25 protein-coding genes and 1 tRNA gene are annotated in these 22782 nt (G+C 56.7%); 14 read left to right on the top strand and 12 right to left on the bottom strand.

The genetic code is table 11. The annotated features are described in order from the left end of the window. From RW023_RS02055 to RW023_RS02030, 6 genes are all read left to right on the top strand, one after another. Positions 1 to 222, top strand: a 222-nt coding sequence (locus RW023_RS02055) for an FGGY-family carbohydrate kinase (protein WP_315579656.1), incomplete at its 5' end; no start/stop codon positions are given. After that, on the top strand, positions 215 to 1396 hold the full coding sequence (locus tag RW023_RS02050; RefSeq protein WP_315579655.1) for an aminotransferase class I/II-fold pyridoxal phosphate-dependent enzyme: 1182 nt from the start codon (positions 215 to 217) through the stop codon (positions 1394 to 1396). The genes RW023_RS02055 and RW023_RS02050, both read left to right, overlap by 8 nt. Positions 1397 to 1444: 48 nt before the next feature. Beyond that, positions 1445 to 2902 (top strand): Na+/H+ antiporter NhaC, encoded by a 1458-nt coding sequence (nhaC, locus tag RW023_RS02045; protein WP_315579654.1) that lies wholly within the window; start codon positions 1445 to 1447, stop codon positions 2900 to 2902. A gap of 423 nt (positions 2903 to 3325) precedes the next feature. Continuing rightward, positions 3326 to 4672, top strand: a complete 1347-nt coding sequence (locus RW023_RS02040; RefSeq protein WP_315579653.1) for an aminotransferase class V-fold PLP-dependent enzyme — start codon at positions 3326 to 3328, stop codon at positions 4670 to 4672. 44 nt (positions 4673 to 4716) lie between these two features. Further along, entirely contained in the window at positions 4717 to 5877 is a 1161-nt protein-coding gene (locus RW023_RS02035) for a homoserine O-acetyltransferase (RefSeq protein WP_315579652.1), read from the top strand. Positions 5878 to 5990: 113 nt separating this feature from the next. Further along, positions 5991 to 7838 carry a carbohydrate-binding domain-containing protein gene (locus RW023_RS02030; protein WP_315579651.1) on the top strand — a complete coding sequence of 616 codons (1848 nt, stop codon included), beginning with the start codon at positions 5991 to 5993 and terminating at the stop codon, positions 7836 to 7838. Between the two features lie 51 nt (positions 7839 to 7889). On the opposite strand, the gene RW023_RS02025 is transcribed toward RW023_RS02030, so the two are convergent. Continuing rightward, a complete protein-coding gene (locus RW023_RS02025; RefSeq protein ID WP_315579650.1) occupies positions 7890 to 8153 on the bottom strand; it encodes a hypothetical protein in 264 nt (87 codons plus the stop codon). Positions 8154 to 8289: 136 nt separating this feature from the next. On the opposite strand from RW023_RS02025, the gene RW023_RS02020 reads away from it, so the two are divergent. From RW023_RS02020 to RW023_RS02005, 4 genes are all read left to right on the top strand, one after another. Beyond that, positions 8290 to 8850 carry a DUF4956 domain-containing protein gene (locus RW023_RS02020; RefSeq protein WP_315579649.1) on the top strand — a complete coding sequence of 187 codons (561 nt, stop codon included), beginning with the start codon at positions 8290 to 8292 and terminating at the stop codon, positions 8848 to 8850. A gap of 54 nt (positions 8851 to 8904) precedes the next feature. Continuing rightward, positions 8905 to 9708 carry a polyphosphate polymerase domain-containing protein gene (locus tag RW023_RS02015; protein WP_315579648.1) on the top strand — a complete coding sequence of 268 codons (804 nt, stop codon included), beginning with the start codon at positions 8905 to 8907 and terminating at the stop codon, positions 9706 to 9708. Between the two features lie 133 nt (positions 9709 to 9841). Next, positions 9842 to 10306, top strand: coding sequence for a RidA family protein (locus tag RW023_RS02010; RefSeq protein WP_314500535.1), 465 nt, complete (start codon positions 9842 to 9844; stop codon positions 10304 to 10306). 115 nt (positions 10307 to 10421) lie between these two features. Further along, positions 10422 to 11006 (top strand): DUF2249 domain-containing protein, encoded by a 585-nt coding sequence (locus RW023_RS02005; protein WP_315579647.1) that lies wholly within the window; start codon positions 10422 to 10424, stop codon positions 11004 to 11006. 286 nt (positions 11007 to 11292) lie between these two features. Here the strand turns inward: RW023_RS02005 and RW023_RS08390 are convergent, their stop codons facing one another. The 3 genes from RW023_RS08390 to RW023_RS01995 form a co-directional block, all read right to left on the bottom strand. Beyond that, the gene (locus RW023_RS08390; RefSeq protein ID WP_399499234.1) at positions 11293 to 11427 is read right to left on the bottom strand and encodes an ATP-binding cassette domain-containing protein; all 135 of its coding nucleotides are present in this window, start codon (positions 11425 to 11427) and stop codon (positions 11293 to 11295) included. 100 nt (positions 11428 to 11527) lie between these two features. Further along, positions 11528 to 12052 (bottom strand): EXLDI protein, encoded by a 525-nt coding sequence (locus tag RW023_RS02000; RefSeq protein WP_219721894.1) that lies wholly within the window; start codon positions 12050 to 12052, stop codon positions 11528 to 11530. 31 nt (positions 12053 to 12083) lie between these two features. Then, positions 12084 to 12236: a hypothetical protein gene (locus RW023_RS01995; protein WP_315579646.1), complete on the bottom strand. Its 153-nt coding sequence runs from the start codon at positions 12234 to 12236 to the stop codon at positions 12084 to 12086. 145 nt (positions 12237 to 12381) lie between these two features. Here RW023_RS01995 and RW023_RS01990 point away from each other — a divergent pair, with 145 nt between their 5' ends. Both RW023_RS01990 and RW023_RS01985 read left to right on the top strand, forming a co-directional pair. After that, positions 12382 to 12843, top strand: a complete 462-nt coding sequence (locus RW023_RS01990; RefSeq protein WP_315579645.1) for a MerR family transcriptional regulator — start codon at positions 12382 to 12384, stop codon at positions 12841 to 12843. Further along, the gene (locus RW023_RS01985; protein ID WP_315579644.1) at positions 12843 to 13259 is read left to right on the top strand and encodes a carboxymuconolactone decarboxylase family protein; all 417 of its coding nucleotides are present in this window, start codon (positions 12843 to 12845) and stop codon (positions 13257 to 13259) included. The genes RW023_RS01990 and RW023_RS01985 overlap by 1 nt, the downstream gene beginning before the upstream one ends. A gap of 41 nt (positions 13260 to 13300) precedes the next feature. Here RW023_RS01985 and RW023_RS01980 read toward each other — a convergent pair whose 3' ends face one another. Continuing rightward, entirely contained in the window at positions 13301 to 13918 is a 618-nt protein-coding gene (locus tag RW023_RS01980) for a DJ-1/PfpI family protein (RefSeq protein WP_315579643.1), read from the bottom strand. A gap of 371 nt (positions 13919 to 14289) precedes the next feature. Further along, positions 14290 to 14365 (bottom strand) — tRNA-Thr (locus tag RW023_RS01975). A gap of 167 nt (positions 14366 to 14532) precedes the next feature. On the opposite strand from RW023_RS01975, the gene hemH reads away from it, so the two are divergent. Next, positions 14533 to 15573: a ferrochelatase gene (hemH, locus tag RW023_RS01970; protein WP_315579642.1), complete on the top strand. Its 1041-nt coding sequence runs from the start codon at positions 14533 to 14535 to the stop codon at positions 15571 to 15573. Here hemH and RW023_RS01965 read toward each other — a convergent pair. Next, positions 15570 to 16805 carry a chloride channel protein gene (locus tag RW023_RS01965; RefSeq protein WP_315579641.1) on the bottom strand — a complete coding sequence of 412 codons (1236 nt, stop codon included), beginning with the start codon at positions 16803 to 16805 and terminating at the stop codon, positions 15570 to 15572. The two genes, hemH and RW023_RS01965, sit on opposite strands and share 4 nt — an antisense overlap. A 92-nt stretch (positions 16806 to 16897) precedes the next feature. After that, complete coding sequence (locus tag RW023_RS01960) at positions 16898 to 17350, bottom strand: transcriptional regulator, SarA/Rot family (RefSeq protein WP_315579640.1); 453 nt, start codon at positions 17348 to 17350, stop codon at positions 16898 to 16900. 234 nt (positions 17351 to 17584) lie between these two features. Here RW023_RS01960 and RW023_RS01955 point away from each other — a divergent pair, with 234 nt between their 5' ends. Then, entirely contained in the window at positions 17585 to 17911 is a 327-nt protein-coding gene (locus RW023_RS01955) for an Lsr2 family protein (RefSeq protein WP_315579639.1), read from the top strand. A 165-nt stretch (positions 17912 to 18076) separates the two neighbouring features. On the opposite strand, the gene RW023_RS01950 is transcribed toward RW023_RS01955, so the two are convergent. The 4 genes from RW023_RS01950 to RW023_RS01935 form a co-directional block, all read right to left on the bottom strand. Then, positions 18077 to 19081 carry an asparaginase gene (locus RW023_RS01950; protein ID WP_315579638.1) on the bottom strand — a complete coding sequence of 335 codons (1005 nt, stop codon included), beginning with the start codon at positions 19079 to 19081 and terminating at the stop codon, positions 18077 to 18079. Between the two features lie 55 nt (positions 19082 to 19136). After that, entirely contained in the window at positions 19137 to 20567 is a 1431-nt protein-coding gene (locus tag RW023_RS01945) for an amino acid permease (RefSeq protein WP_315579662.1), read from the bottom strand. A 201-nt stretch (positions 20568 to 20768) separates the two neighbouring features. After that, positions 20769 to 21296, bottom strand: coding sequence for a DUF3060 domain-containing protein (locus tag RW023_RS01940; protein ID WP_315579637.1), 528 nt, complete (start codon positions 21294 to 21296; stop codon positions 20769 to 20771). Positions 21297 to 21369: 73 nt separating this feature from the next. Next, on the bottom strand, positions 21370 to 22593 hold the full coding sequence (locus tag RW023_RS01935) for an OmpA family protein (protein WP_315579636.1): 1224 nt from the start codon (positions 22591 to 22593) through the stop codon (positions 21370 to 21372). Positions 22594 to 22782 lie beyond the last annotated feature (189 nt).

The following is a 22782-nucleotide window of genomic DNA, read 5'->3' as shown; positions in this document are numbered from 1 at the left end:
GTTCCGATCGAGAAAGTGCTCGTTGTCGGCGGTGGAGCGCGCTCGCGGGCAGTGCAGAGCTTGGCGCCAGAATTCTTGGGGGCGCCCGTCGAATTTCCCGAGGCAGCAGAATACGTCGCCCTGGGTGCCGCAAGGCAGGCGGCCGCCCTGAACATCGCGGACCTGGGGGAGTTCGGGCAGACCCACCACTGCAAGAAGCGGGCGGGTGGCTCCGATGTTTGACGAGACGATCACCCGCTGGGGAACGCACAGCGCGAAGTGGGACCTGCTGGCCGCGCACCTTGGCGAGGATGCACTATCGCTGTCGGTCGCGGACATGGAGTTCGCGACGTGCCCAGAGGTTGTGCGTGCGATCGAGGCGGCGTGCGTGAAAGGGATTTTTGGTTACACCGAGATCTTCGATGACTTTCGTCAGGCAGCAGCTCGCTGGCAAGAACAGCGCCACGGATGGGCGCTTGATCCAAAGGATATTCACTTCTTCCCGCGCATCGTCCAATGCGTGTCGGCCCTATGCTCGATCGTCCTGCCGGGGTTGCTTGGGCGTCCTCCCCGTGTGGTGACGCTGGATCCTGCTTACGGGCCGATCATCGAGGTCGTGGAGCGCGCCGGGTGCGAGCTGCGCCGGGTGCCCCTTGACCTGTCGGGCGAGACGCCTCGAATCCCCGAGGATTCGTTCGCCCGCGCGATGGAGGGCGCGGACCTGTTGCTCTGGTGCAGCCCGCACAACCCGACGGGGCGCGTGTGGAGTGAGCGCGAGATGGACATGGTTGCTTCCCTCGCGTTTCATGGGGACGTGCTGGTACTTTCCGACGATATTCACGCGGATTTCCAGCGGCCGGGTAGGAACCGGTATCAGCCGCTCGCGGCCGTCGCGCCACGCCTGTGGGAGTCCGGTTGCCTCATTCAGTGCATGTCTCCCGGGAAAACGTTTAATACAGCAGGCTTGGAGGCCTCGGCGATCGCGGTGCGTGGCGAGCTTGGGGTGCGCCTCGAAGAGGCCAAGCGCCTCATGGGTCTGCACAACCCGAATTTTTTCGCGATTCCCGCGACGATCGCCGCGTGGAACCTCGGCGAGGCATGGGTGGATGAGCTGCGCGATCGCATCGACGTGAACCTGCGCGTGGCCGTCGAGTACCTGCGTCGCGCGCTGCCCCGAGCTCGCGTCGTCGACCCCGACGGCACGTACCTGGTGTGGGTGGATGCCCGCGCGTACCTGACCTCGTCCGCCTCGCTTGACGAGGCCGTGGTCGCCTCCCGGGTTGCCGTGTCCCCGGGTGAGGACTTTGGTGCATCTTACGAAGGATTTTTCCGCATCAACGTGGCGCTTCCCGAGCGCGACTTGGTGCGTGCTCTTGAGCGTTTATGTGAGGCGATTACTGCGCTCGCATCGAACTAAGCGGACGTGCGCTGGCGCGCGGACGCACCACAAAAGAAAGGATTGACGATGTCAGTCACCTCCTCGGAGAAGCGGGCTCACCGCACTCCATCTCTCCTGGTCGCGGCGATTCCCGCGGTCACGCTGATCGTCCTTTTGGGCGGCGGCTACATTGCGGCGAGCCTTCCTGTGGAGCCGCTGCTTATCGCCTCGGCCGTGGTCGCTGGCATTGTCGCCATGACCTTGGGTTACACATGGGATGAGATCATCGGCGCTATCGCTGAAAAGATTGCGAAAACTATGCCGGCTGTACTCATCCTGATTGTTGTCGGTGCACTGATCGGCACGTGGATGGCGGGCGGCACGATCCCGATGCTCATCTACTACGGCCTGAAGATCATCAACCCGCAGTTCCTTGCGCTCATCGCGCTGGTCGTGACGGCCATTGTCTCCTTGTGCACGGGTACGTCGTGGGGTTCTGCGGGAACGATTGGCGTCGCCTTCATGGGTGTCGCGGTCGGCATGGATGCGAACCTGCCGATGGTGGCTGGTGCGATCGTGGCAGGTGCTTACTTTGGCGACAAGCTCTCTCCGCTGTCGGATACCACCAACATCGCCGCGCTGGCCACGGGCGTCAACCTGTTCACTCACATTCGTCACCTCCTGTGGACGACCGTGCCGGCGTTCCTGACCTCCGCGGTCGTGTACCTGATTTTTGGCCTTCAATCTTCCGGTGGTACTGTGCCCGAGAAGGTCGGCACAATCCTGGCGACCCTGGATTCGGCGTTCAACTGGAACCTGCTCCTGCTGGTGCCCGTCCTCGTCGTTCTGGTCGGATCGATTATGAAACTGCCGACTGTGCCCGTCATGCTGGTGTCTTGCGCGACCGCCATGTTCAACGCGGTCGTGTTCCAGGGTGTCTCCTTCTCGAACTCGGTTGTTGCATCCGTGGATGGCTTCACCGTCGATATGGTTGGAAAAGCCGGCTTTCAAGCTGATTCCGTCATTGCAGATGTAACGCGACTGCTAGAACGTGGCGGCATGAACTCGATGATGAGCGTCCTGCTGATATGTTTCTGCGCGATTGCCTTCGCGGGCACCGTGTCTGTGTCCGGATCGCTGGAAGTGTTGATTTCGAGCCTGCTGGCTCCCGTGAAGTCAACGTTTGCATTGATCGCATCGACGATCGTTACGTGCCTTGCGGTTATTGGCATTACGTCGAACGGTCAAGTGTCGCTGCTGATCCCAGGCGAAATGCTGCGTGGCGAGTACATCAAGCGTGGCCTACACCCGAAGAACCTATCGCGAACAATTGAGGATGCCGCGACCGTGTGGGAGCCGATCTTGCCGTGGACGTCTGCGGGCGCTTATATGGCTGGAACCCTTGGCGTCGCCACTCTGTCCTACATGCCGTGGGCGATTTCGAACTGGATCGCAATCTTCTTCGCGCTTCTCTGGGCGGCAACGGGTATTGGTATTGCCAAGCTGACACCGGAGGAACAAAAGGCACTCGAGGCAGAGGGCTGAACATTCACGAAATAAGTGGGGGCTCCCGAACGGGAGCCCCCACTTTAGTGTTGGAACGGAGCGTTGCACATCCTCTGGGCGGCAAAGCTATTCCGCGCTAAATGGCAGTATCCACTGGCGATGCCTGGCATTGTGGTTTTCCGTGAGGCGGGGGTGTTACATTCGCCCACGATGTGAACACGCCGCGCGTTGCCCGCATCTGGGCCATAGCATGAGGCTATGTTCCAACGAATGCGTAGCTGACCCACGCGTCAGCTTTTGACCAGACCTACTGATGGCTAGAGATTACTCGCCCGGGTCGTACGTTTTTGCGTTGGAAACTGCCGCAATCGCCGAATCGTGAGCGTAGCGGCTCGACCCCCTCAGCCATCGCCTCTCCTCACGTCACAAGAATCAAAAACGTGAACACAAGGAGAACTAACAATGGGCGCAACTGAAGCAACAGACACCGAATACCAGAACTCGTGGGCATTCGAGACCAAGCAAATTCACGCGGGCTGGGACCGCGATCCCCAGACCGGTGCAACTTCCATCCCGATTCTTCAAACCACTTCATTTGCCTTTGACTCTGCGGAAAGAGCCGCAGCTCGCTTCGCCCTTCAAGAACTTGGCCCCATCTACACTCGCTTGGGCAACCCGACCAATGATTACGTCGAGGCCCGAATCGCTGCCCTCGAAGGTGGTGTCGGTGCGCTCCTGACTTCCTCTGGACAATCTGCAATTACCCTTGCAATCCTGAACCTGGCATCTGCGGGTAACAACATTGTTGCTTCGCCCTCGCTTTACGGCGGTTCAACCTCGCTGCTCAACAACACCCTGCGTCGCCTCGGAATCGATGCCCGATTCGTGAGCGATCCCTACGATGTGGACGAATGGCTGTCTCTAGCCGATGAAAACACGGTTGCCTTCTACGGTGAAACCATCCCCAACCCCAAGGGCGACATCTTTGACATTGAGAAGATCGCACAGGCCGCGCACTCCGTTGGCGTTCCCCTGATCGTCGACAACACCGTCGCTACCCCCTACCTGACTAGGCCTATCGAATGGGGCGCCGACATTGTTGTTCACTCGGCCACGAAGTACCTGGGCGGACACGGTACCGCAATTTCGGGTGCAATCGTCGATGCCGGTAACTTCGACTACACGAAGGATCCCAAGCGTTTCCCCGGTTTCAATGAACCCGAATCCTCCTACGCGGGCCTCGTTTTTGGACACGACTTGGGCGCCGAGAAGCTCGGAGCAAACCTCTCCTACATCATTCGCGCACGTGCGATTGGCCTGCGAGATGTTGGCTGTGCTCCCTCTCCCTTCAACTCCTTCCTCATCGAGCAGGGGATCCAGACCCTGTCGCTGCGCGTTGAGCGCCACGTTGACAATGCGCTGAAAGTTGCGAAGTTCCTCGAATCTCACCCGCAGGTCGAGTCCGTCAACTATGCGGGCCTCGAGTCCTCGCCCTACTACGAGCTTCACCAGAAGTACAACCCCCGCGGTGCTGGCGGCCTCCTCTCCTTCGTCATCAAGGGCGGCCTCGAAGCTGGAACCTCATTCGCAACCTCGCTCAAGCTTCTGCCGACCGTTGCCAATATCGGTGACGCGAAGTCCCTGGTTATTCACCCCGCATCCACCACTCACTCTCAGCTCAACGAGGAACAGCTGCGCGCCGCGGGAATTGAACCCGGAACCGTCCGCCTGTCCATTGGCATTGAGAACGTCAACGACATCATTGCCGACCTTGTCCAAGGATTCGAGGCCGTCGCCCACCTGGCCTGACACTGGCCAGCCCGCGCAATCTCGAGGTAAGTGAGGAAGAGACCATGAGCCGACGTGAACTTGGACCGATCCCCGTCAGCGGTGCGTGGACGCCTAATGACCCCGTCGCATTCCGTAAGTTTGCGCATTTGGGGCCCCTCCGCCTCGAAAATGGTTCATTCCTGCCGGAAGTGACGCTGGCCTACGAGACCTTGGGCACGCTCAACGAGGACCGGTCGAATGCGATCCTTGTGCTGCACGCACTCACGGGCGATGCTCACATCTCAGGGCCAGCGGCTCCCGGCCAGTTCACTGCGGGCTGGTGGGAAGAAGCCGTCGGCCCCGGCAAACCCTTGGATCCTGAGCGCTACTTCCTCGTCGTGCCCAACGTTCTCGGTGGTTGTCAGGGAAGTACGGGCCCGGCCTCGACAGCACCTGATGGGCAGCCGTGGGGTTCGCGTTTCCCGGTCATCTCAACGCGCGACCAGGTTCAGGCCGAGGCGCGGCTGGCGGATTACCTCGGGATTCCCACGTGGAACACGGTCATCGGCGCTTCCTTGGGCGGACACCGCGCTCTCGAGTGGGGAGTGAGCTTCCCGCTGCGCTGTGAGCGTTTGGTTGTCGTGGCCTCGGCGGCCTACACGAACGCGGAACGCGCAGCTTGGGCGCATACGCAAATCCGCGCCATTGAACTGGACCCGAACTGGCGAGGCGGAGATTACTACGACCAGGAAGAAGGCCCCCACGCGGGACTCAACCTCGCGCGACAAATCGCTCACGCCACCTACCGCTGTCCCGATGAGCTGGACGCTCGCTTCGGGCGCGCGCCCCAGGACCGCGAGGACGTGTTGAGCGGTGGGCGTCTGGCTGTCCAGTCTTACCTGGACTACCACGGGGCGAAGCTCGTGCGGCGTTTCGACGCGGGTTCCTATGTTTCTTTGTGCCGCACGATGCTCAGCTACGACATCGGTCGCGATCGCGGGGGAATTACCGAGGCTCTGCGGCAGATCACCGCGCGAACACTAGTGATTTCGGTGGACTCGGACCGACTGTTCTTCGCAAAGGAAGGACTCAAGGTCGCCGAGGGAATCCCCGGCGCGCAATACGCGTGCCTCTCTTCTCCGCATGGCCATGACGGATTCCTCATTGAGTACGACCAGCTCAATCGCCTCCTCGAGGATTTCCTGGAAAATCAACCTTCTTTCGTTGATTCTTCGACGCTGTGAGGGTATTGAAGGGTGTAAGTTTCTTTCTTATGTGAGGCCTGAGCTAGGCACAGCTCATTCATAGAGTCAGCTGGCTCAATTGGATCATCACGATCCACGAAAGGACCTCTACCATGAAAACACCAGCTTCGACTCTTGCCCGCTTATCGGCAGTCGCCGCGGTCGGCGCGCTCGCACTGAGCGCCTGCACCTCGACTTCCGGGACCGCAACCTCGGCCTCGTCGGTCACCAGTGCGAAGACCGCCTCAAGCTCATCGGTTTCTGCTGAGGCGGGAACCGTCATTGCACCCCCGACCGCCGCTGAGGCGCTCGCAGCAAATGCCAAGGCTTCCTACGTTGCTGATAACGAATGGGATGCTTCTTCTGCCCAGACCATCACTCTCTCGGGTAGCAGCGCGAGTACCTCGGCATCCGGAGTGAATGTCGACGGCTCTACGGTGACGATCACCCAGGCTGGCGTCTACAAGCTCTCTGGAACGCTGAATGGACAAGTGAAGGTCGAGGCCGGAACGGATGCTCAGGTCGTCTTGATCCTTGACGGTGCGACAATCACGAACTCGTCGGGGAGCGCAATCAATGTGGTCTCTGCGGATGATGTTGTTCTGTCATTGAACGGTTCCAACACCGTCACCGACGGCACTCCTTCGGATACAAACGCTGAAGATAACGCGGCGATTTACTCCGATGCAGATCTCACTATTACGGGTAGCGGTTCACTGACGGTCAATGCCAACTACAACGACGGCATTACCAGCAAGGACGACCTCTACATTCTGTCGGGTAACATCACGGTCACGTCGAAGGACGATGCGCTACGTGGCAAGGACTCACTGACCGTTGCCGGCGGAACTATCAAGGTCACTTCGGGAGGGGACGGCCTGAAGTCTGACCAAGATAGCGATACCACCAAGGGCTACGTCAATATCACCGGTGGCACCATCGAAATCACCTCGACGGGTGATGGAATCCAGGGTGAAACTGACGTCATCATCACCGGTGGTGATACGACAATCATTGCCGGTGGTGGGGCCTCGTCTGGAAAGGACTCCAACAATTCCACCAAGGGAATTAAGGCTGGTGTCTTCCTGATTGAAGACGGTGGCGAGGTCACGATTGACTCCGGCGATGATGGTTTGCACTCCGATGGTGCAATCCGACTGACCTCCGGAACGATCATTACCTCGACAGCTGATGACGGTATCCACGCTGAGGGCGCGGCCGTTCTAGACGGTGCAAAGGTCACCGTTGAACAGTCCAATGAAGCCCTTGAAGCCGGCTTGATCACCATCTCCAACGGTGAAGTCGATTTGACTTCGAGTGATGATGGTATCAACGGTTCTGGTTCGACCACCGTTGCCGAGGTTGAGGCTGCGAAGGCAGCATCTGCTTCCTCCACCTCAACGACCACGACCAACAACGGACCCGGTGGCGGCGGCTCGATGCAGGATACCGGCGAAAAGGTTCTGATTTCGGGCGGAACCGTGACGCTCAACGCGGGTGGCGATGGCATCGACTCCAACGGATCGGTTGAAATCACCGGCGGTTCGACGATTGTCTACGGACCGATTGACGGTGGAAACGGTGCACTCGATTCCAACGGTGAGTTCCTGATTAATGGCGGAACGCTTCTTGCCATTGGCTCTTCCGGAATGGCCGAATCGCCTTCGACCAACTCTTCGCAGGGATGGCTGCAAGCCTCGGCTTCCGGTAACGCGAACTCAACTGTGACCATCAAGGACTCCAGCGGAAAGGTTCTAGCCAATATCAAGGCGACAAAGACCTTCCAGAACGTGGTCTTCTCCTCTGCGGATGTGTCGAATGGACAGAGCTACACGGTAAGTGTGGATTCGAATTCGACCTCTGTTACTGCGGGTCAATCGACCGGTGGTGGAATGGGTGGAGGCCCCGGTGGGGGAGCGCCCGGTGGCCAGGGTGGTCCTGGCGGACAGGGCGGCCGCTGAGTGAAAGAGTGGGGGGATGCGACTTCGGTCGCATCCCCCCACTGCGTGTTTTCAGGAAGCCGTCGCTTGCCGGCGCGCATACAGACTCTCAACAACGACCATGATCCATGTGGAGAAAAGGACAGGCTGGAGAATCAAATTAATGTTATCGGGCGAAAGTACGATTCTGAACATATAACTGGCCTCGTTCTGACTCCATACTGAGGTCACGAGATCACGAAGGCCGTTGAAGAAGAACTGGTACGCGGCAAGGAAAATGGTCGTCCACTGAATGATGTACTCAGCGATCTGATAGGTCTTGCTACTGACGGTCAAAAAGGTGAAGCGCTTTGAAAGAAAACGGTTGTCGCCAAAATACGCATTGTTAGAACAAGTCTCCCACACAGCTCATTCATAGACTCTGCTGGCTCAATAGTTATGTCACGCACGAAACAACCTTGAGGAGCATCAAATGACTGCACTCACCACAGCGATGGTTCTGCCGATCGTCATCGACCTTCTCGCAATGTTGATCCTGGTTGGAGCCCTCTATTACCCCCGCCACCGACGCGCTGATCTTGTCGTCGCATTCTTTGTTGTGAACATCGGCGTCCTTGCGGTCGCAAGCGTCATGGCAAACTCGACAATCTCCGCAGGCCTAGGACTTGGCCTCTTCGGTGTCTTGTCGATCATCCGACTTCGTTCCGACGAAATCAGCCAGCGAGAAATCGCCTACTACTTTGCTTCCCTTGCCATTGGCCTGCTCCTTGGCATGAGCACAACGATCTACTCCTACGCAATGGTCGCTCTGGTCCTAGCTACCCTCGCCATCGGTGACTCGACCTTGATCCTTGGCCGCTCCGGCTCGCAGCAAGTCCAATTCGACCGAGCAATCGCTGACGAGAAGGAACTCCGTCAAGCACTGGAAGCGCGTATGGGCGTCAAGGTCACCGGAGTCAAGGTCATCAAACTCGACATGGTTAACGATCTCACCTTGGTTGATGTTCGCTACCGGGTCCCGGCTAAGCGCTGAGCCTGCGCAGACGACCACCCCAGCCTCGGCCTCGTGAAAGAAATGGAGGACATCATGACGCACGAACTACACAACCTGACGAACCTGGAACGCATCAGCCTCGATGACATGAACGCACGCGCCGCGATGCTCACACGAGTTGATCGCAAGTACGTCGTGCCCACGGATCGCTTGGACGAGCTGATCGCGCTCATGAACCCGGCAACGCAGATCCTAGAAATTGGCGGCAAGGTTGAGCAGCGTTATGCCTCGTGCTACTTCGATACTCCTGAGCTGCACTCCTTCATGGACACAGCGCACAAGCGCCGTCGCCGCTACAAGGTCCGTATGCGCTCTTACCTTGATTCGGAGCTGGCCTTCCTTGAGGTCAAGACCCGAGGCCCCCGCGGGCACACCGTCAAGAAGCGCATGAAGTATGACTTTGATCAGGCAGCGCGGATGGAACTGAGCCGCGAGGGCAGGCTCTGGGTGGCCGAAAGGCTCGAGGCCGCGGAGTGCTTTGAGGGTATTGGTCGGGTTGATTCCCTGGTCCCCGTACTCTCTGGAACCTACACGCGTTCGACGCTTCTCATGGCCGACGGCCAGGGGCGCGCGACGATTGATACCGATCTGCACTGGGACTCGTGGGGTCATGAGCTTCAGGCTCCCCACATTGCGATCATTGAGACCAAATCAGGCGCGGCTCCATCTGAGCTTGACCGACTGCTGTGGGCAAATCGGATCCGGCCGTCGCGTATCTCGAAGTATGCGACTGCGATGGCTCTGCTGACTCCGGACTTGCAGACAAACCGGTGGACTCGGGTGATTGATCGTTTCTTCACGATGAAGCCGACGGTTCAGCAGGCGCTTGCCGCATGAACAGATCACGGGGTTGATCCCGTACACAAGCTGTCCCGCGAAGTGTGCGTGATGACCCAGAGGTGCTGCGCGGGACTAGGCTGGGGGTGTGGAAATTCCACACCCCCAGTTCTGATGAGATCGTGAGGAAAAAATGACACTGCCTTCGGAGAAACTTGCTGAGCTCGGCCTTGAACTTCCTGAGGTTGCCAAGCCTGTTGCCGCCTATGTCCCCGCTATTGAGGATCGTGGTGTTGTGCGCACCTCCGGTCAGCTTCCCCTGGAAAATGGCGAGCTAGCCTGCATTGGTGCGGTCGGTGAAGATGGTGCGGATCCCGAAGATGCCTACGAGGCCGCGCGGATTTGTGCGCTGAATGCGATGGCGGCTGCGGCTGCAGTTGCGGGAGGTGTGGATCGTCTGGCTTCGGTAGTTAAGGTGACTGCTTTTGTCGCGTCCTTACCGAACTTCTATGGGCAGGCTGCTGTGGTCAATGGAGCATCTGAATTGCTGGGCGAGGTTTTCGGCTCTCAGCACGCGCGTTCTGCTGTGGGTGTCGCAGCCCTGCCGCTCAATGCCTCGGTCGAGGTTGAGGTGGAGTTTGCACTCCGCTGCGAGTGAATGGGATCGCTCAGCGCTCTATTTAACAAGGATTTAAACTGAAATAAAGGTCTGTGTGCGGGCGTTCCTGTGAGTACCCGCTGGTTTACGGCTTTATTCCAAGGAAGAGGACAATATGGCAGAGACTTTGCCCGAGGCAGCAGCGCCGGGAACTGGACAGCAATTCAAGCTGGTCGATGTGTCGACCACCCCCTCTGAGGGAGGTTGTGGTTGCGGCTGTGGTGGCCATGGGAAGAAGGCACAAGCTGATCCCGTAGCATCTGCAGCGGAGTCGCACGGCGGATGCGGCTGCGGTGGGCATGGACATAAGGCTGAGGCCGCGCCTGCACCTGAGTCGCACGGCGGGTGCGGCTGCGGCGGTCACGGACACGCTGCTCAGGCAGCTCCCAAGGTTGAGGCGTCTGCTCACGGAGGCTGCGGCTGCGGTGATCACGGTCAGGGAACCGCGCACGTCGTCTCGCAGGATCCCGCTGTCCGTGAGGACGAGCTCGTTATTCACTCCCTGCCGAAGGTTGTTCGTCATGCGCTGCTCTTTGCTGCGATGGACAACCTGCCGCTTGGTGCATCGCTGATCGTTGTTGCTCCGCATCAGCCCGTCCCGCTGTTCAATTACCTGCAGGAAAGCGAATCGCACTACCGCGTCAAGACCATCGAGACCGGTCCGGTCGACTGGCGCTACCGCGTGACGCGTCTGTCCTGATTTTCGGACGCTCAATGCCCGCGAGCCCCGCGCTCGCGGGCATTTCTGCGTCTGGTCTACCTGGGTTCTTTATTGGCCTCCGCGTGTCCGCGGCATTCGCGGACAAAGTGCGTCTGAATGGGGAGGCTTTGGTGATTTTCCCCGGTAACCCGGGAGTAATGACGCACTTTGTCCGATGTAGCGAGGTGACGAGCAACCTCACGACGCCCTCGCTCAAGTTCCTCACTCAGTTCGCCGTCAGCGGCCGAGCAAGTCCTGTCACTGGCCGAGCCGCGCAGCCGACTGACTAAGCGATGCTCCCCTCAGGTGACCGCGTGTCCAGTTTCAAAAGGCCAGTAATGATGTTTACAAGCGTGGTCTTCCCCGCCCCATTTGGCGCAAATAGACCCAACATTTCTCCTCTTCTAAGTTCAAGGGAGATGTCACCGAGCGCTTCAACTTCATATCCACTTGGTAGTTAATATCTCTTTGTCACTGAGTCCACCATAAGGAGGGGGCCGCCATTTTCAATTCCTTGCATGTTAAATATCCAATACCTCGTAGGGTTTTGCTGAAAGCGCGGATTTACATTGCTCAGCCAAGTACGCATCCGCCAACTCCAGCTGTGCAATATCTGGATATACCTCTAGCGTTTTGTCACCTATTAACCAGAACTCTCGCGACCAGGTCTCAGGATGATCCCAGATTCGGTAGCTCCCTTTAACCTCATCAGGTAAAAGCCTGCGGATTTTTGTTGCAACAGCGAGCTGCCCTTTTGCTGTTTCGTAAATTGTATTAATTTGGACACCACCATCCACCGGGCGTTCAACACGGACTATCTCTCGGCCGTAAAACATCACCTTCCTCCGCGAGCCGTTTTCGTAGAGCGTTAGTTCTATTCTTCCGTAACCTTTTTCAGTGTTATGTCGGTTGGTCAAATAGTCCCGAAGCGCTTGGACGACAGCCGCTGAAACACTTTCCGCATGCTGCGCAGCTCGTTCAAATAGTTCCATATCCGCTTCTGAGACGTAAATATTCTTTGTAGGCATGTTTATAAACATACTCATACTTTCTCCGTTTGCCAACCCTGCAGAAATGTCACTGGTTCCAATTGTGAGGAAGGTGTCGACGGTAGACCTGGATGGCATACATGCCAACGAACTCCCAGTCGGCCCGGCTTTGGATGTAGTTGGTGTAGTAGTCGATTTGTGTCTGGTAGGAGGATTGTTGTTCTTCCAGGTCGGTGGACACTCGCGCGTAGGCCGCGACCAACCGCTACCGTACCGTTCCTGAACGGCTACCTTGCCAACATCAGCCACACCTATCCCAGGTCACAGAACGTGAAGCACCATAGCAGTTTGCCTTCGAGCGTGCTCAAAGGTTTAGTGTAATTGACATGTTGGAAGAACGGTTAGAGCAAGCCCTTAGGCTCGCGATCGATCCACCCGGAGGGCTAAATACTGCAGCGTTGCGCGACCTGATCAGAGATGACGAGAACACTCGGTGGGATATCGCTACCACTGCCGAGTATTTGGGAATCAGCGCACATACGCTGCGCTATTACGAACGCGCAGGGCTGGTGAAAGTAGGACGCGACGCATCCGGCTATCGGCTTTACGATGCTGCGGCTGTACGGCGTTTGGTTTTTATTACCCGAATGCGGGTCTCTGGAATGTCGATTGCCCAACTCCAGCATTACATCTCCTTGGTTGAACAAGGTGCAGAAACAGTGCAGGAGCGTCTTGATTTGATGCTGGAGCATCGCGACGTCCTTCGGCAACGAATAGAGGATCTTCAGTTATCGCTGGCAGCTACCGAATTCAAGATAGCAATGTATCAGAAAGGTTCCCGTCCATAATGAGTGATCAGTACGATATTGATTCCGTCGATAACCAGCGACGTCGTGATCTTGGATTGCAGGTTCTCTCCCGTATCGACGGAGACGCTGGTCAGAGTGTTATCGAATCACTTTCCACGTCAGACCCTGCTTTAGGACACCACATCGCCGCATTTGCTTTCGGGGATAATTACGATAGGCCCGGTCTGGATGCACGCAGTCGCCAGCTAGTAACCATCGGCGTATTGACTGCATTAGGCGGATGCGAACCTCAACTTAAAGTTCATGTTGGAGCGGCACTCAATGTCGGGATTTCCGAAGAGGAAATTCAGGAAGCTATCCTGCACGCCTCAGTGTACTGCGGCTTTCCACGAGCACTGAACGCTACTTTCGCAGCACAGGAAGCAATAGACTCACGGCGGAACTACGACAGGTAAGTTGATGCGGCGGTACTGTATGCATCAATTTCCGTTTCGGTCTAGTTGGCCATCAGCTTGAAAAAGAATTCTGGGTTTCCTGTTGAGTAGTACTGGTACCAGGTGTTGATTGTCTCTGCCGGGTAGACGTCAAGGTATTCCAGTATGGCTTTCGCCCATTCCAGCCCGGCGGCAGAGTTGGCGGTGACGAGGTTCTTGTCCACCCAGACGTTCTCCCCGTGGTACAGCGCCTGACCTGAATAATTGGTGGCGAACATGCTCAAGTATACGGGTGAGTTGCTTGTGTGCTCGAAGCGGTTCAGCACGCCTCGGTTCGCCAGTGCAAGCGTTGCTCCGCAGATTGCCGCAACAAGGACACCCTGCCCCAGATACGCCTCTGCTAGATCCAGGATTGGCTGGTGCGATTCATGCTCCCAGGAATCTGCTCCAGGCAACAGTAGAGCAACTGGACGATCGTCCGGGAGCATCTCGAACGATCCGTCAGGTGTAATGGTGAGGTCGCCGAGGGTCTTTACCGGCTTACCATCATGGCTAATGGTGTGGATGCGGTAGTCCTGGCGGCCTTGTTTGAGTTGAGGCTCCATGCTGAGGGCTTGGAGGATGTTGCCAATTTCCCACTCGGCCATACCATCGAGTACGTAGAGGTAAATTTTCTTCATTTTATTTCCAATCGCCTGCTTGAGCCGGACTTGTAGTTTCCCCCTCACCGAGACTACTCCGGTAGAAGGCTGTGCTTTCGGACGAGCAGGTGTATGCCGGCTGGTATACCATTCGACGCTTGCTCGATACTTTTTGACGCAAGCCCCGTACTTTTTGACGCGGGTCTGAACCTTTTGACGCTTCCTGCCTCAACCGGTCAAGTCACTTATTGAGAGGAGGCTCCAAATCCCGATCCGCCTCGGCTGGGAGCCGCTCCGCAGCACCACACGCCCGACTCCAACACCCCGAAAACCGCCCAGAACAGTGAAAACGCCACTCCGGACACTTCCCGGCAGGGCCGGAAACCTTTGTATCCAGAGTGACGTTCTATTGGAGCCGCCTGTGGGAATCGAACCCACGACCTATTCATTACGAGTGAATCGCTCTGCCGACTGAGCTAAGGCGGCCGGGCTCATCTGCACTTCACTGCTGAGGTGGAGAAAAGCTACCTGAAGTACTTTAGCGGGTACCGCTTGTGAGAAGCAAACGTTTCCTGACAGAGGTGGTGTGGGATTGCCCGCACAGCAGTGTGCGATTCAAGAGTCAGATCGTCTGGCGAATGCTAGGCTGAATTGTGTTGACAGAAGATGACGAAAAGTCAGAAAACTCGGCTGAGATCCCCGTAGTGCTCCTGGTTAACCTCGGTACTCCAGAATCGCCTAGCCCCGGGGATATTCGCCGTTTCCTGCGTGAATTCCTGAGCGATCGTCGCGTGATCGAACTTCATCCTCTGATCTGGAAGCCAGTTCTGGAAGGCGTGATTCTTCCTTTCCGCCCTTCTCGAGTTGCCCCAAACTACCGCTCGATTTGGACTGAGCAGGGTTCGCCACTCATGGCGTATTCCATTGCCCAAGCCGAATCCCTATCAGAGCTGCTTGGTGGTCAAGTGAAAGTTGCGCTCGCTATGCGCTACGGAAAGCCCTCTATTGAGAGCGTCCTCGATGAGGTGTTTGCGAAGGGGCATCGCCGAGTCCTTCTTCTGCCCGCCTATCCGCAATATGCCGCGTCATCTGCGGGAACAGTTACGGACGCCTTAGCGCGCTACATCCTGAAACGTCGTAATCATATGGAAGTGCGCACAATCCGTTCATTCCCCACCCAACCCGCCTATATTGAAGCCTTGGCTCACGCAATCGAGGAGGATTGGGCACGTCGGGGTCGCCCCGATTTCGCATCCGGCGACCAGCTCCTTGCCTCTTTCCACTCCATCCCTCAGAAAATGCACGATGCGGGTGATCCCTACAGGCACGAGTGTATGGCGACGGCGAATGCGCTTCGAGCCCGTTTAAATCTCGATGAAGATCAGCTATTGGTCACTTTCCAATCGGTCTTTGGGCCCGCGAAATGGTTGGGGCCGGCGACCATAGATACCGTCGCAGAGCTTGCTCGTCGTGGGACCCGGCGTCTTGATGTCATTTGTCCTGGCTTTATGACGGATTGCTTGGAAACCGTTGATGAGATTGCAAAGCTCAACCGTGATGCTTTCCTCGAAGCCGGTGGCACGGACTTTACCTATATTCCCTGGGGTAATGCATCGGCCGGCGCCGTTGATACTTTGGGTGCGCTTGCCCGTCGTGGGTTAGCGGGTTGGGTTAATTTCCCTGACGAGGCTTAGCCGTTTCTGTGCTCGCGCCATTTGTTCCACATGCGCGACGCAGCAACCCCAAGTCCCAGTGCGATGACAGTGGGCACAAGCAAGGTTGCTCCTCGGTGTGTAAATTCAATAACCAGGCACAGCGCCGTCAGCGGTGCGCTCATGGATGTTCCAAGAACAACCACAGCGCCGATGAAGGCGAAGCAAACGATCGCGGTTGTATCGCCGGGGTAAATGTAGGACCAGAGGATCCCCAGTACCGCACCGCTAGATGCGCCCAGTGCAAGACCGGGGGTAAGAGTTCCACCCCATGCGCCTGAGCGAATGGTGGCAAGCGTGCCAATAAGTTTGGTGAAACCGTCGATCGCAAGAGAGGCGAGTAAAGCGATCCCGATTCCCGCAGCCTCGCGCCCTCCCTGTCCCAAAACAGCTCCATCGAAAGCAAGCTGAGCGGTCGATTGTCCATTCCCGGCAATTGAAGGAACCCAGACAGTGATCACTCCGATGAGGGTGAAGATGGGGACCATCCAGGCAAGTAGTCTCCAGCCGGTAGGACGCGCAGCAGAGCATGCCGAAACGGCAGTCTTAAAGAGGACTCCGATGATTCCAAGGAGAGGGCCGATGACGATGGCCCAAAGTGTGAGCGATGCGGTCGGAAGGAGTTGGGCCGCCTCGGGAAGCGTGTAGAAAGGATCGCTTCGAACCCAGCCGTGTGCGACGAGGACCGCTCCGCCACTGATGATCAGCGCAGGCCATACCGCGCTGGCTGTGACCTCGACCAGAAGGATTTCAAGTGCGAATACAGCTCCGGATAGAGGAAGCGAATAGACTGCAGCAAGACCTGCACCGGCCGCGCAGCCGACAATAATGCGTCGCTGCTCAGGTGGAAGGTAAAGAAAATCCGCGATCTTTCCGCCCAGGGAGGCGCTGATCTCGCGAGGTGCAACTTCGCGACCGATAGAAGCGCCCATTCCGACAATGATGATCTGGTTAATCGAGTGCCAGAAAGTCAGAAGAATCGGCATCTTCTGGCCATTAACCGCTTTGGGCAGTGAGACGGGTTTGCCCCCGGCGCGCGCATAGAGATACCAGGAAATTCCTCCGACGAGGCCTGCTCCCCCCAATGCGCAAATCCTGCGCCACCAAGGGACTGAGGAAATTGCATGAAGAAGCGTGCCGCTTGCGTCGCCGAAGACGAGGCCCTCGATCAGGTGGAGAAGATGGGAACACCCGGCACCAACTAGCCCTGCCATTATTGCAGTAACGAATACCGCTAGCCCCATGCGGATACGGGGCGAGAGTCGAGAGATTGGTAAACCGGGTGTGCTCACACTAGTTGAGAGTACTAGCGCTTCTCGAGTTCATCCAAGCGAGTATTAACGTCTGAACCAACGCGGATCAACACGTTGAGGTCTTCATCAGAGATGTCGTCGCTAATAATGTCGCGCAGAAGTGCTCGCTCAGCCTGTTGGGCAGAGGTTATGAGTTTCTTGCCTGCATCGGTGATGGTGATTGTGCCACCGCGACGATCGAATTCGTAGGGGGTGCGAACGATGAGATCGCGATCGGCCAGACGACGATAGGTGTGTGTCAGACGCGAAGGGCTAAAAATGACCGATTGGGCAAGTTCTCCCATGCGGATTCCGATTTTGCCGGCTGAAGCGACCTCATCGAGGACGCGATATTCGCCGAGTGAAAGTCCGAACTCACGCTTGAGCGTTGCCTCCAGAGCCGCAGAAGCCCTAGTGATAGTAATGAAAAACTGTTCGATCTCGCGAGCCCGCTTTGTTTGGTTCATGTCCCTTCTCCGTTTTAGCCTTCATCCTCGAGGTTCTCTAACGAAAGGACAGTTTATAGGTTTTGATCAGGCCGTACAACGCTTGAATCGAAAATGAGACAGGCAATTCTGGGGGTTCAGAACATTAATAGTTAATATCGAAAATGTGATAGTGTGATTTCGGAAAGTGCATTACTCGATCGTAGAAAAAGAAATTCTTCTCTGCGGTTGGCGTGTTTTCGAAGGGTGAAAACTGTGCAGAAGAAAGTCGTTGTATTGGTTGATGACCGTGATGGATCGGTCGCTAAGCAGACAATTTCATTCGCATTCAAAGGCGTATCGTATGAAATTGATCTTTCCGACCAGAATGCAGAGCAATTTGAGCGCGACATGTCACCATGGATTTCCGCAGCTCGTAGGGTAGGTGGGCGTCTCAATAGTCGTCGCACAGCGCCGTGTGGCGATACTGAAGCAAAGAGTGTTCGAGTGCGTCGGTGGGCGCGTGAAAAGGGGATCGAGCTGAGTGCTCGTGGTCGGATTCCTTCCGCCATTATCGAGCAGTTCGAAAAGGAAAATCGCTGACCTTTGTTCTGAATTTCTCTGATATAAATGCGGGGCGTTTCTTATCGAAATACCCCGCATTTATATTTGTATTCAATACGTTTTGTATCGAGTGGTCAGTTTTCGCGACCTGTACCGGTTTAGGTTCATCCCATATCCGCTGGAATAGCTAAAACCGCAGGTCAGCTACACAATGCCTGGAAGGCTCACTTCACCGGCAATAGATCGATTCATCCACTCTACGAACTCTTCACCCTGCAATCCCTGAGAGAGTAAGAAGATTGTCTTCGCATACAAGGCCTCAAGCGTCATGTCATGCGCGCTAATCGCGCCCAAGCGCGCAAGAGTGCTCCCCGCCTCGTAATGGCCCAAGACAACCTCGGCTTGATGGCACTGTGAGGCAACGATCAAGGGAACCCCGGCCTCGCGCAGCTCCTGCAAAACATCTACAAAACCCGGGTCTGAAGCCGGAATATTCCCCACGCCGTATGCGCGGATGATCACCGCCTCGGGCAGGGGAGTAAACATGGAACGTAAACGCGTGGCGCTCAGGCCGGGAACAATGTCCACAACGGCGACATCGTGGCGAGCGTAAGGTGCCGGATCAGCCCAACCCTCACCGGCCTCGACACTGTGATACCAGCGCCAGGGGGCACCTGTACGTGCGATCGGCAATGTCGAAGGTGAGTCAAATCCAGCGAAGGCCCATGATGAGGTCTTCGTCGAACGATTTCCTGCCAGCAGCATATGGCCAAAGAACAAAGTCACGCCGCTCACCTGGGAACTTCCGGCAGCGCGCAAAGCGCCCGTCACATTCGCGGAGGCGTCGGTTCCGACGACGCCCAGCGGATACTGAGAACCCGTTAAAACAATAGGTTTCGTGAAATCAGCCAGCGCGTACGACAGTGCCGCAGCGCTATAGGCCATGGTGTCGGTCCCATGGAGAACCAAGAAGGCATCGGCTTCATCGGCATGAGCGCGAATATCGTCGATGATCATCTGCCAGTGGATCGGTGTGGTTTCCGAAGAATCGACGAGCGGCGAGAGCTGAGACATCGACACGTGTCCTGTGAGCTCGATCCCGTCGAACTGAGTGTTGAGCCACGATGCCATATCGGCGCCCGGTCGCAAACCGTCAGGAGAATCAACCATCCCGATTGTTCCGCCTGCATACGTCACATGAATCCTCATAGTGCGTCCTCTTCCATCATTGGATAGCGAAAAAGAAACGAGAGCAGAGGGGTGGTTATTCGCCTAAGTGGCGCGGGGTCTCGTCATTTGAAGAAAATTTACCCCGAATTGCATACCAACCACAAACCATTGCCACGACCACTATTCCGAAGAGTGCAAGAGTCCAACGGCCATTTGTGCTAGTGACATTTGAAGCGACGACAATGGCGAAGAAAGCCAGCGAAATGTAGTTCGTGAAAGGTGCGCCCGGCATGCGGTAAGAGGGGCGTTCCTCCTCGCCGGCACGCACGCGCTTGAGGAATGCCAGGTGGGTAATGAGGATCATCGCCCAGGTTCCCGCAATGCCGATTCCGGCAAGACTCATGACGATTTCGAAAGCATCATCGGGGAGGAATGCGTTGAGCAGTACCCCCAGCAGTCCGAGTGAGGCGGTAATAATAATTCCGCCGTAGGGGACGTGGTGTTTATTAAGTCTCGAGGCGAAGCTGGGGGCTTCGCCTGAAACGGCCATTGAGCGCAGGGTTCGGCCCGTCGCGTAGAGCCCCGCATTGAGCGAGGAAAGCGCTGCGGTCAGAACGACAACCTGGACGATATCGCCGGCGTGAGGAATTCCGAGCGAAGTAAAGAACGTCGTGAAGGGAGACTCGTCAGAGGAATAAGCGGTGTAGGGCAGGGCTAGAGCCATAAGAGTGACGGTACCGACGTAAAAGAAGAAAATTCGAAGGGCCATCGAATTGATTGCCTTGGGAAGTACTTTCTGCGCGTCTTTTGCTTCACCGGCAGCGACGCCCACCATTTCAGTGCCACCGAAAGCGAAGACGACGCCCAGAGTCAGCGCGAAAATTGGTGCGATGCCCTGTGGGAGTAGGCCGCCATTCTCGGCGATGTTATGGACGCCGGCGGTGTGGTCGCCCACCTGAGCCTGGGTGATGATCGCCCAAATGGCAAGGGCCATAAAGATCAGAATTGTTGCAACTTTGATGAGAGCAAACCAGAATTCGGCCTCACCGAAGGCTTTCACCGACAGCATGTTGAGGCAGAAAACCAGGACAAGAGCGATCAGAGCGATCACCCAACGTGGGATCCACTCAAAGAGATTCCAGTAGTGCATGTAGACGCCGACCGCCGTAATATCAGCCATCACCGTCACTGCCCAGTCAAGGAAAAAGAACCAGCCGGTGATGAAAGCACCGCGTCTACCAAGGAATTCGCGTGCGTAAGAGACGAAGGCCCCAGAGGAGGGACGACGGATTGCGAGCTCACCAAGTGCACGGACCATGAGGAAGGCGAAAACTCCACAAACCGCGTAGGCGAGAGCAAGAAGCGGACCTCCCTGCGCAAGGCGTCCGCCTGCACCAAGGAAGAGGCCGGTACCAATCGATCCACCGATTGCAATCATCTGTAGGTGGCGGTTTTTGAGGGCCTTATCGTAGCCTGCATCGCCCTGATCTGCGAGGTGAGTTCCGCCTGTACTTTCAGGGTTCATCGAGGCCTCGGTAGTGGGCTGGTGAGTAGACATGTGTACCTTCCATCTGCTTGGTCACTGGCTGTGGGGGAGAAGTTAATTTGAGGGTGACCGACTGGTTCGGGGGCTCAGTAAAAATTAAACAGTCGAAATTAAGCGCAAAAAAGCTGGGGTAGTGATGTACCCCAGCTTCTTTGCTGAAAGTTAAATTCAGTGCCCCTATCAGTCTTCCGAGACGGAATTACCCGTACCGGAATCGCTGATGTCCGGGTCACCTGACGTGTAGTGTACGACGTTCTGAGAACCAGTAAAAGTAATCTTCTGTGCGGATTCTAGGTTGACAGAGTTGTTCGATCCGTCGATGACAAGACTCGTCAGTGCGTGTGTTGACGTGAGCTTCACGTTGGACGACTGAATGTGCACGTTCTCGACATCATCGGGGACTGTGACGACGGTGTTGGAATCGGAGACCGTGAGAGTCTTTCCTGTTGTGCCCTTGGCAAGGTTCTTTGCCTGATCAGCGGCTTCGGATGCTCCCGCGCTCGCGTAGCTGGCTGCCGAAGAAGCGGCGGCCTTACCCTGCTCGGCAGCATCGGAAGCGATGCTTTGTGCCGTCGCCTTTGCTGAACTTGCAACATCTGAAGGGGATTGGGTGATCGTCTGGCTACAAGCTGCAATACCCATAGTCGCAGCGAGTCCCAGAGTTGCAAAGAGTGCCAGCGTGGTGCGTGATGAAGTCGTGTGGGTCATTGATCAATCTTTCTTGTGGAAGGAAAGTAAAGTGGCTGGAGCGCACACAAAGGTGCGCCCCAGCCACTTACTGTCAGAATGCGGGAATGAAGATCTCCACGCGGCGGTTCGCTTGGCGACCGGCGGGGTTGTCTGAACCATCAGAGTTCGTGTTGGGTGCGACCGGCTTGCTTTCACCGAAGCCCTGAGAATCCAAGGTTGCAGTGACGCCATCCTTCTTCAGTTCGTTGACGACTGCAGTAGCGCGTTCCTCGGACAGGGTCTGGTTGGAAGCATCGTCACCAATCGAATCGGTGTGGCCGTAAACGTGCGCAGCCGGAACCTTCGCGCTCGTGAGGACCTCAGCAAGCTTCTTCAGGGTTGCTGCTGCCTCGGGACGAATATCGGACTTGCCGAAGTCGAAGAGGACGCCATCTTCCAGGGTGATGGTTGTGCCGCAGCTCTCGACGGGCTTGAGGCTATCGACCTTGGGGAACTTACCAACCTTGCCAACGGTCGGTGCCTTGTCAGCCTTCACCTGCTGGCCGTTCACCATCGCAGTGCCATCGCCGTTGTTGATGATGTTCAAGTTCGGGCCGTTGTAAACGCCGCCGCCCTTGCCATCAAGGTTGTAGCTCACCGAAGTCTTGCTGTTGCTGTAGTTGCCGGAACCGTCGGAGCTCACCACGATGTTTTCGCCGGTCTCGGAGTTGTTGTAGACGCCGGAACCGTCAGGGCTGATCGTGATGTTCAGAGTGCTTGAGGTGTAGGTACCGGAGCCATCGGAACTGATCGTGATGTTCAGTCCGTTGGATGAATCGCTGTAGACGCCACCGCCCGTGCCATCGACAACGATGCTTACCGGACCTTCGTTAATAACGCCGGAGCCGTCACCACTGTTGACGACCTGCTTGTCGCCGTTATTGGAGACACCTGATCCATCGCCGCCAAGTACGGTATTTCCGCCGTTGGTCACCAATCCGGAACCGTCGCACACGGCGGGGGCAACGGTTACGCCGGGAACGGAGGAAATCTTAGTGGTCGCGTCAATGACAGCCTTGTCAGCATTTGAGGCGAATACGCCGATTGGTGGAACTTTGAAAAGAGGAATTGGCGGAATCTCGCCGGGCTTGTAGCCTGCGACAGCGGGAACCGCGGAGGTGGCTGAAGCCGTTGCCTCTGGGGTTGCCTCGCTCGTCGAGGAGGTCGATGCGGAAGGCGCGCTCTGAGAGCATGCACTCAGTGAAATGAGAGCGGCCAAGGTGGACAATGCGGTCGCCGTACGGAAAAAGTGGCGCTTTGATGTTGTGTCACTCATGCGCAAAGTTTAAAAAGATCATGCTGGACGCATACTGAATGGCCCCTACTGGGTCGCTGATCGAAGTTGATTTGGTTGCGATTATTTGATGCTTTTGAGAGCTCATGCGCTTGGATGCTGTGGACAGGACACGTGCAGAATGTCGCTGTTTTTCTTCTCATCTTTGAGAAACAGGGGAATAATGCGGGA

The sequence above is a fragment of the uncultured Actinomyces sp. genome, assembly GCF_963542285.1.
Classification (GTDB): Bacteria; Actinomycetota; Actinomycetes; order Actinomycetales; family Actinomycetaceae; genus Pauljensenia.
This window is presented reverse-complemented; position numbering and strand designations above follow the sequence as displayed.

What these genes read in the sequence shown, in the direction of transcription:
- RW023_RS02010 (WP_314500535.1), top strand. Translation starts at nt 9,842, where the DNA reads ATGACACTGCCTTCGGAGAAACTTGCTGAGCTCGGCCTTGAACTTCCT.
- RW023_RS01965 (WP_315579641.1), bottom strand. Translation starts at nt 16,805, where the DNA reads ATGGCAGGGCTAGTTGGTGCCGGGTGTTCCCATCTTCTCCACCTGATC.
- RW023_RS02000 (WP_219721894.1), bottom strand. Translation starts at nt 12,052, where the DNA reads ATGAGTATGTTTATAAACATGCCTACAAAGAATATTTACGTCTCAGAA.
- RW023_RS02035 (WP_315579652.1), top strand. Translation starts at nt 4,717, where the DNA reads ATGAGCCGACGTGAACTTGGACCGATCCCCGTCAGCGGTGCGTGGACG.
- RW023_RS02040 (WP_315579653.1), top strand. Translation starts at nt 3,326, where the DNA reads ATGGGCGCAACTGAAGCAACAGACACCGAATACCAGAACTCGTGGGCA.
- RW023_RS01945 (WP_315579662.1), bottom strand. Translation starts at nt 20,567, where the DNA reads ATGAACCCTGAAAGTACAGGCGGAACTCACCTCGCAGATCAGGGCGAT.
- RW023_RS02030 (WP_315579651.1), top strand. Translation starts at nt 5,991, where the DNA reads ATGAAAACACCAGCTTCGACTCTTGCCCGCTTATCGGCAGTCGCCGCG.
- RW023_RS01985 (WP_315579644.1), top strand. Translation starts at nt 12,843, where the DNA reads ATGAGTGATCAGTACGATATTGATTCCGTCGATAACCAGCGACGTCGT.
- RW023_RS01980 (WP_315579643.1), bottom strand. Translation starts at nt 13,918, where the DNA reads ATGAAGAAAATTTACCTCTACGTACTCGATGGTATGGCCGAGTGGGAA.
- RW023_RS01935 (WP_315579636.1), bottom strand. Translation starts at nt 22,593, where the DNA reads ATGAGTGACACAACATCAAAGCGCCACTTTTTCCGTACGGCGACCGCA.
- RW023_RS01940 (WP_315579637.1), bottom strand. Translation starts at nt 21,296, where the DNA reads ATGACCCACACGACTTCATCACGCACCACGCTGGCACTCTTTGCAACT.
- RW023_RS02015 (WP_315579648.1), top strand. Translation starts at nt 8,905, where the DNA reads ATGACGCACGAACTACACAACCTGACGAACCTGGAACGCATCAGCCTC.
- RW023_RS01960 (WP_315579640.1), bottom strand. Translation starts at nt 17,350, where the DNA reads ATGAACCAAACAAAGCGGGCTCGCGAGATCGAACAGTTTTTCATTACT.
- RW023_RS01950 (WP_315579638.1), bottom strand. Translation starts at nt 19,081, where the DNA reads ATGAGGATTCATGTGACGTATGCAGGCGGAACAATCGGGATGGTTGAT.
- RW023_RS02050 (WP_315579655.1), top strand. Translation starts at nt 215, where the DNA reads ATGTTTGACGAGACGATCACCCGCTGGGGAACGCACAGCGCGAAGTGG.
- nhaC (WP_315579654.1), top strand. Translation starts at nt 1,445, where the DNA reads ATGTCAGTCACCTCCTCGGAGAAGCGGGCTCACCGCACTCCATCTCTC.
- RW023_RS02020 (WP_315579649.1), top strand. Translation starts at nt 8,290, where the DNA reads ATGACTGCACTCACCACAGCGATGGTTCTGCCGATCGTCATCGACCTT.
- RW023_RS02005 (WP_315579647.1), top strand. Translation starts at nt 10,422, where the DNA reads ATGGCAGAGACTTTGCCCGAGGCAGCAGCGCCGGGAACTGGACAGCAA.
- RW023_RS01990 (WP_315579645.1), top strand. Translation starts at nt 12,382, where the DNA reads ATGTTGGAAGAACGGTTAGAGCAAGCCCTTAGGCTCGCGATCGATCCA.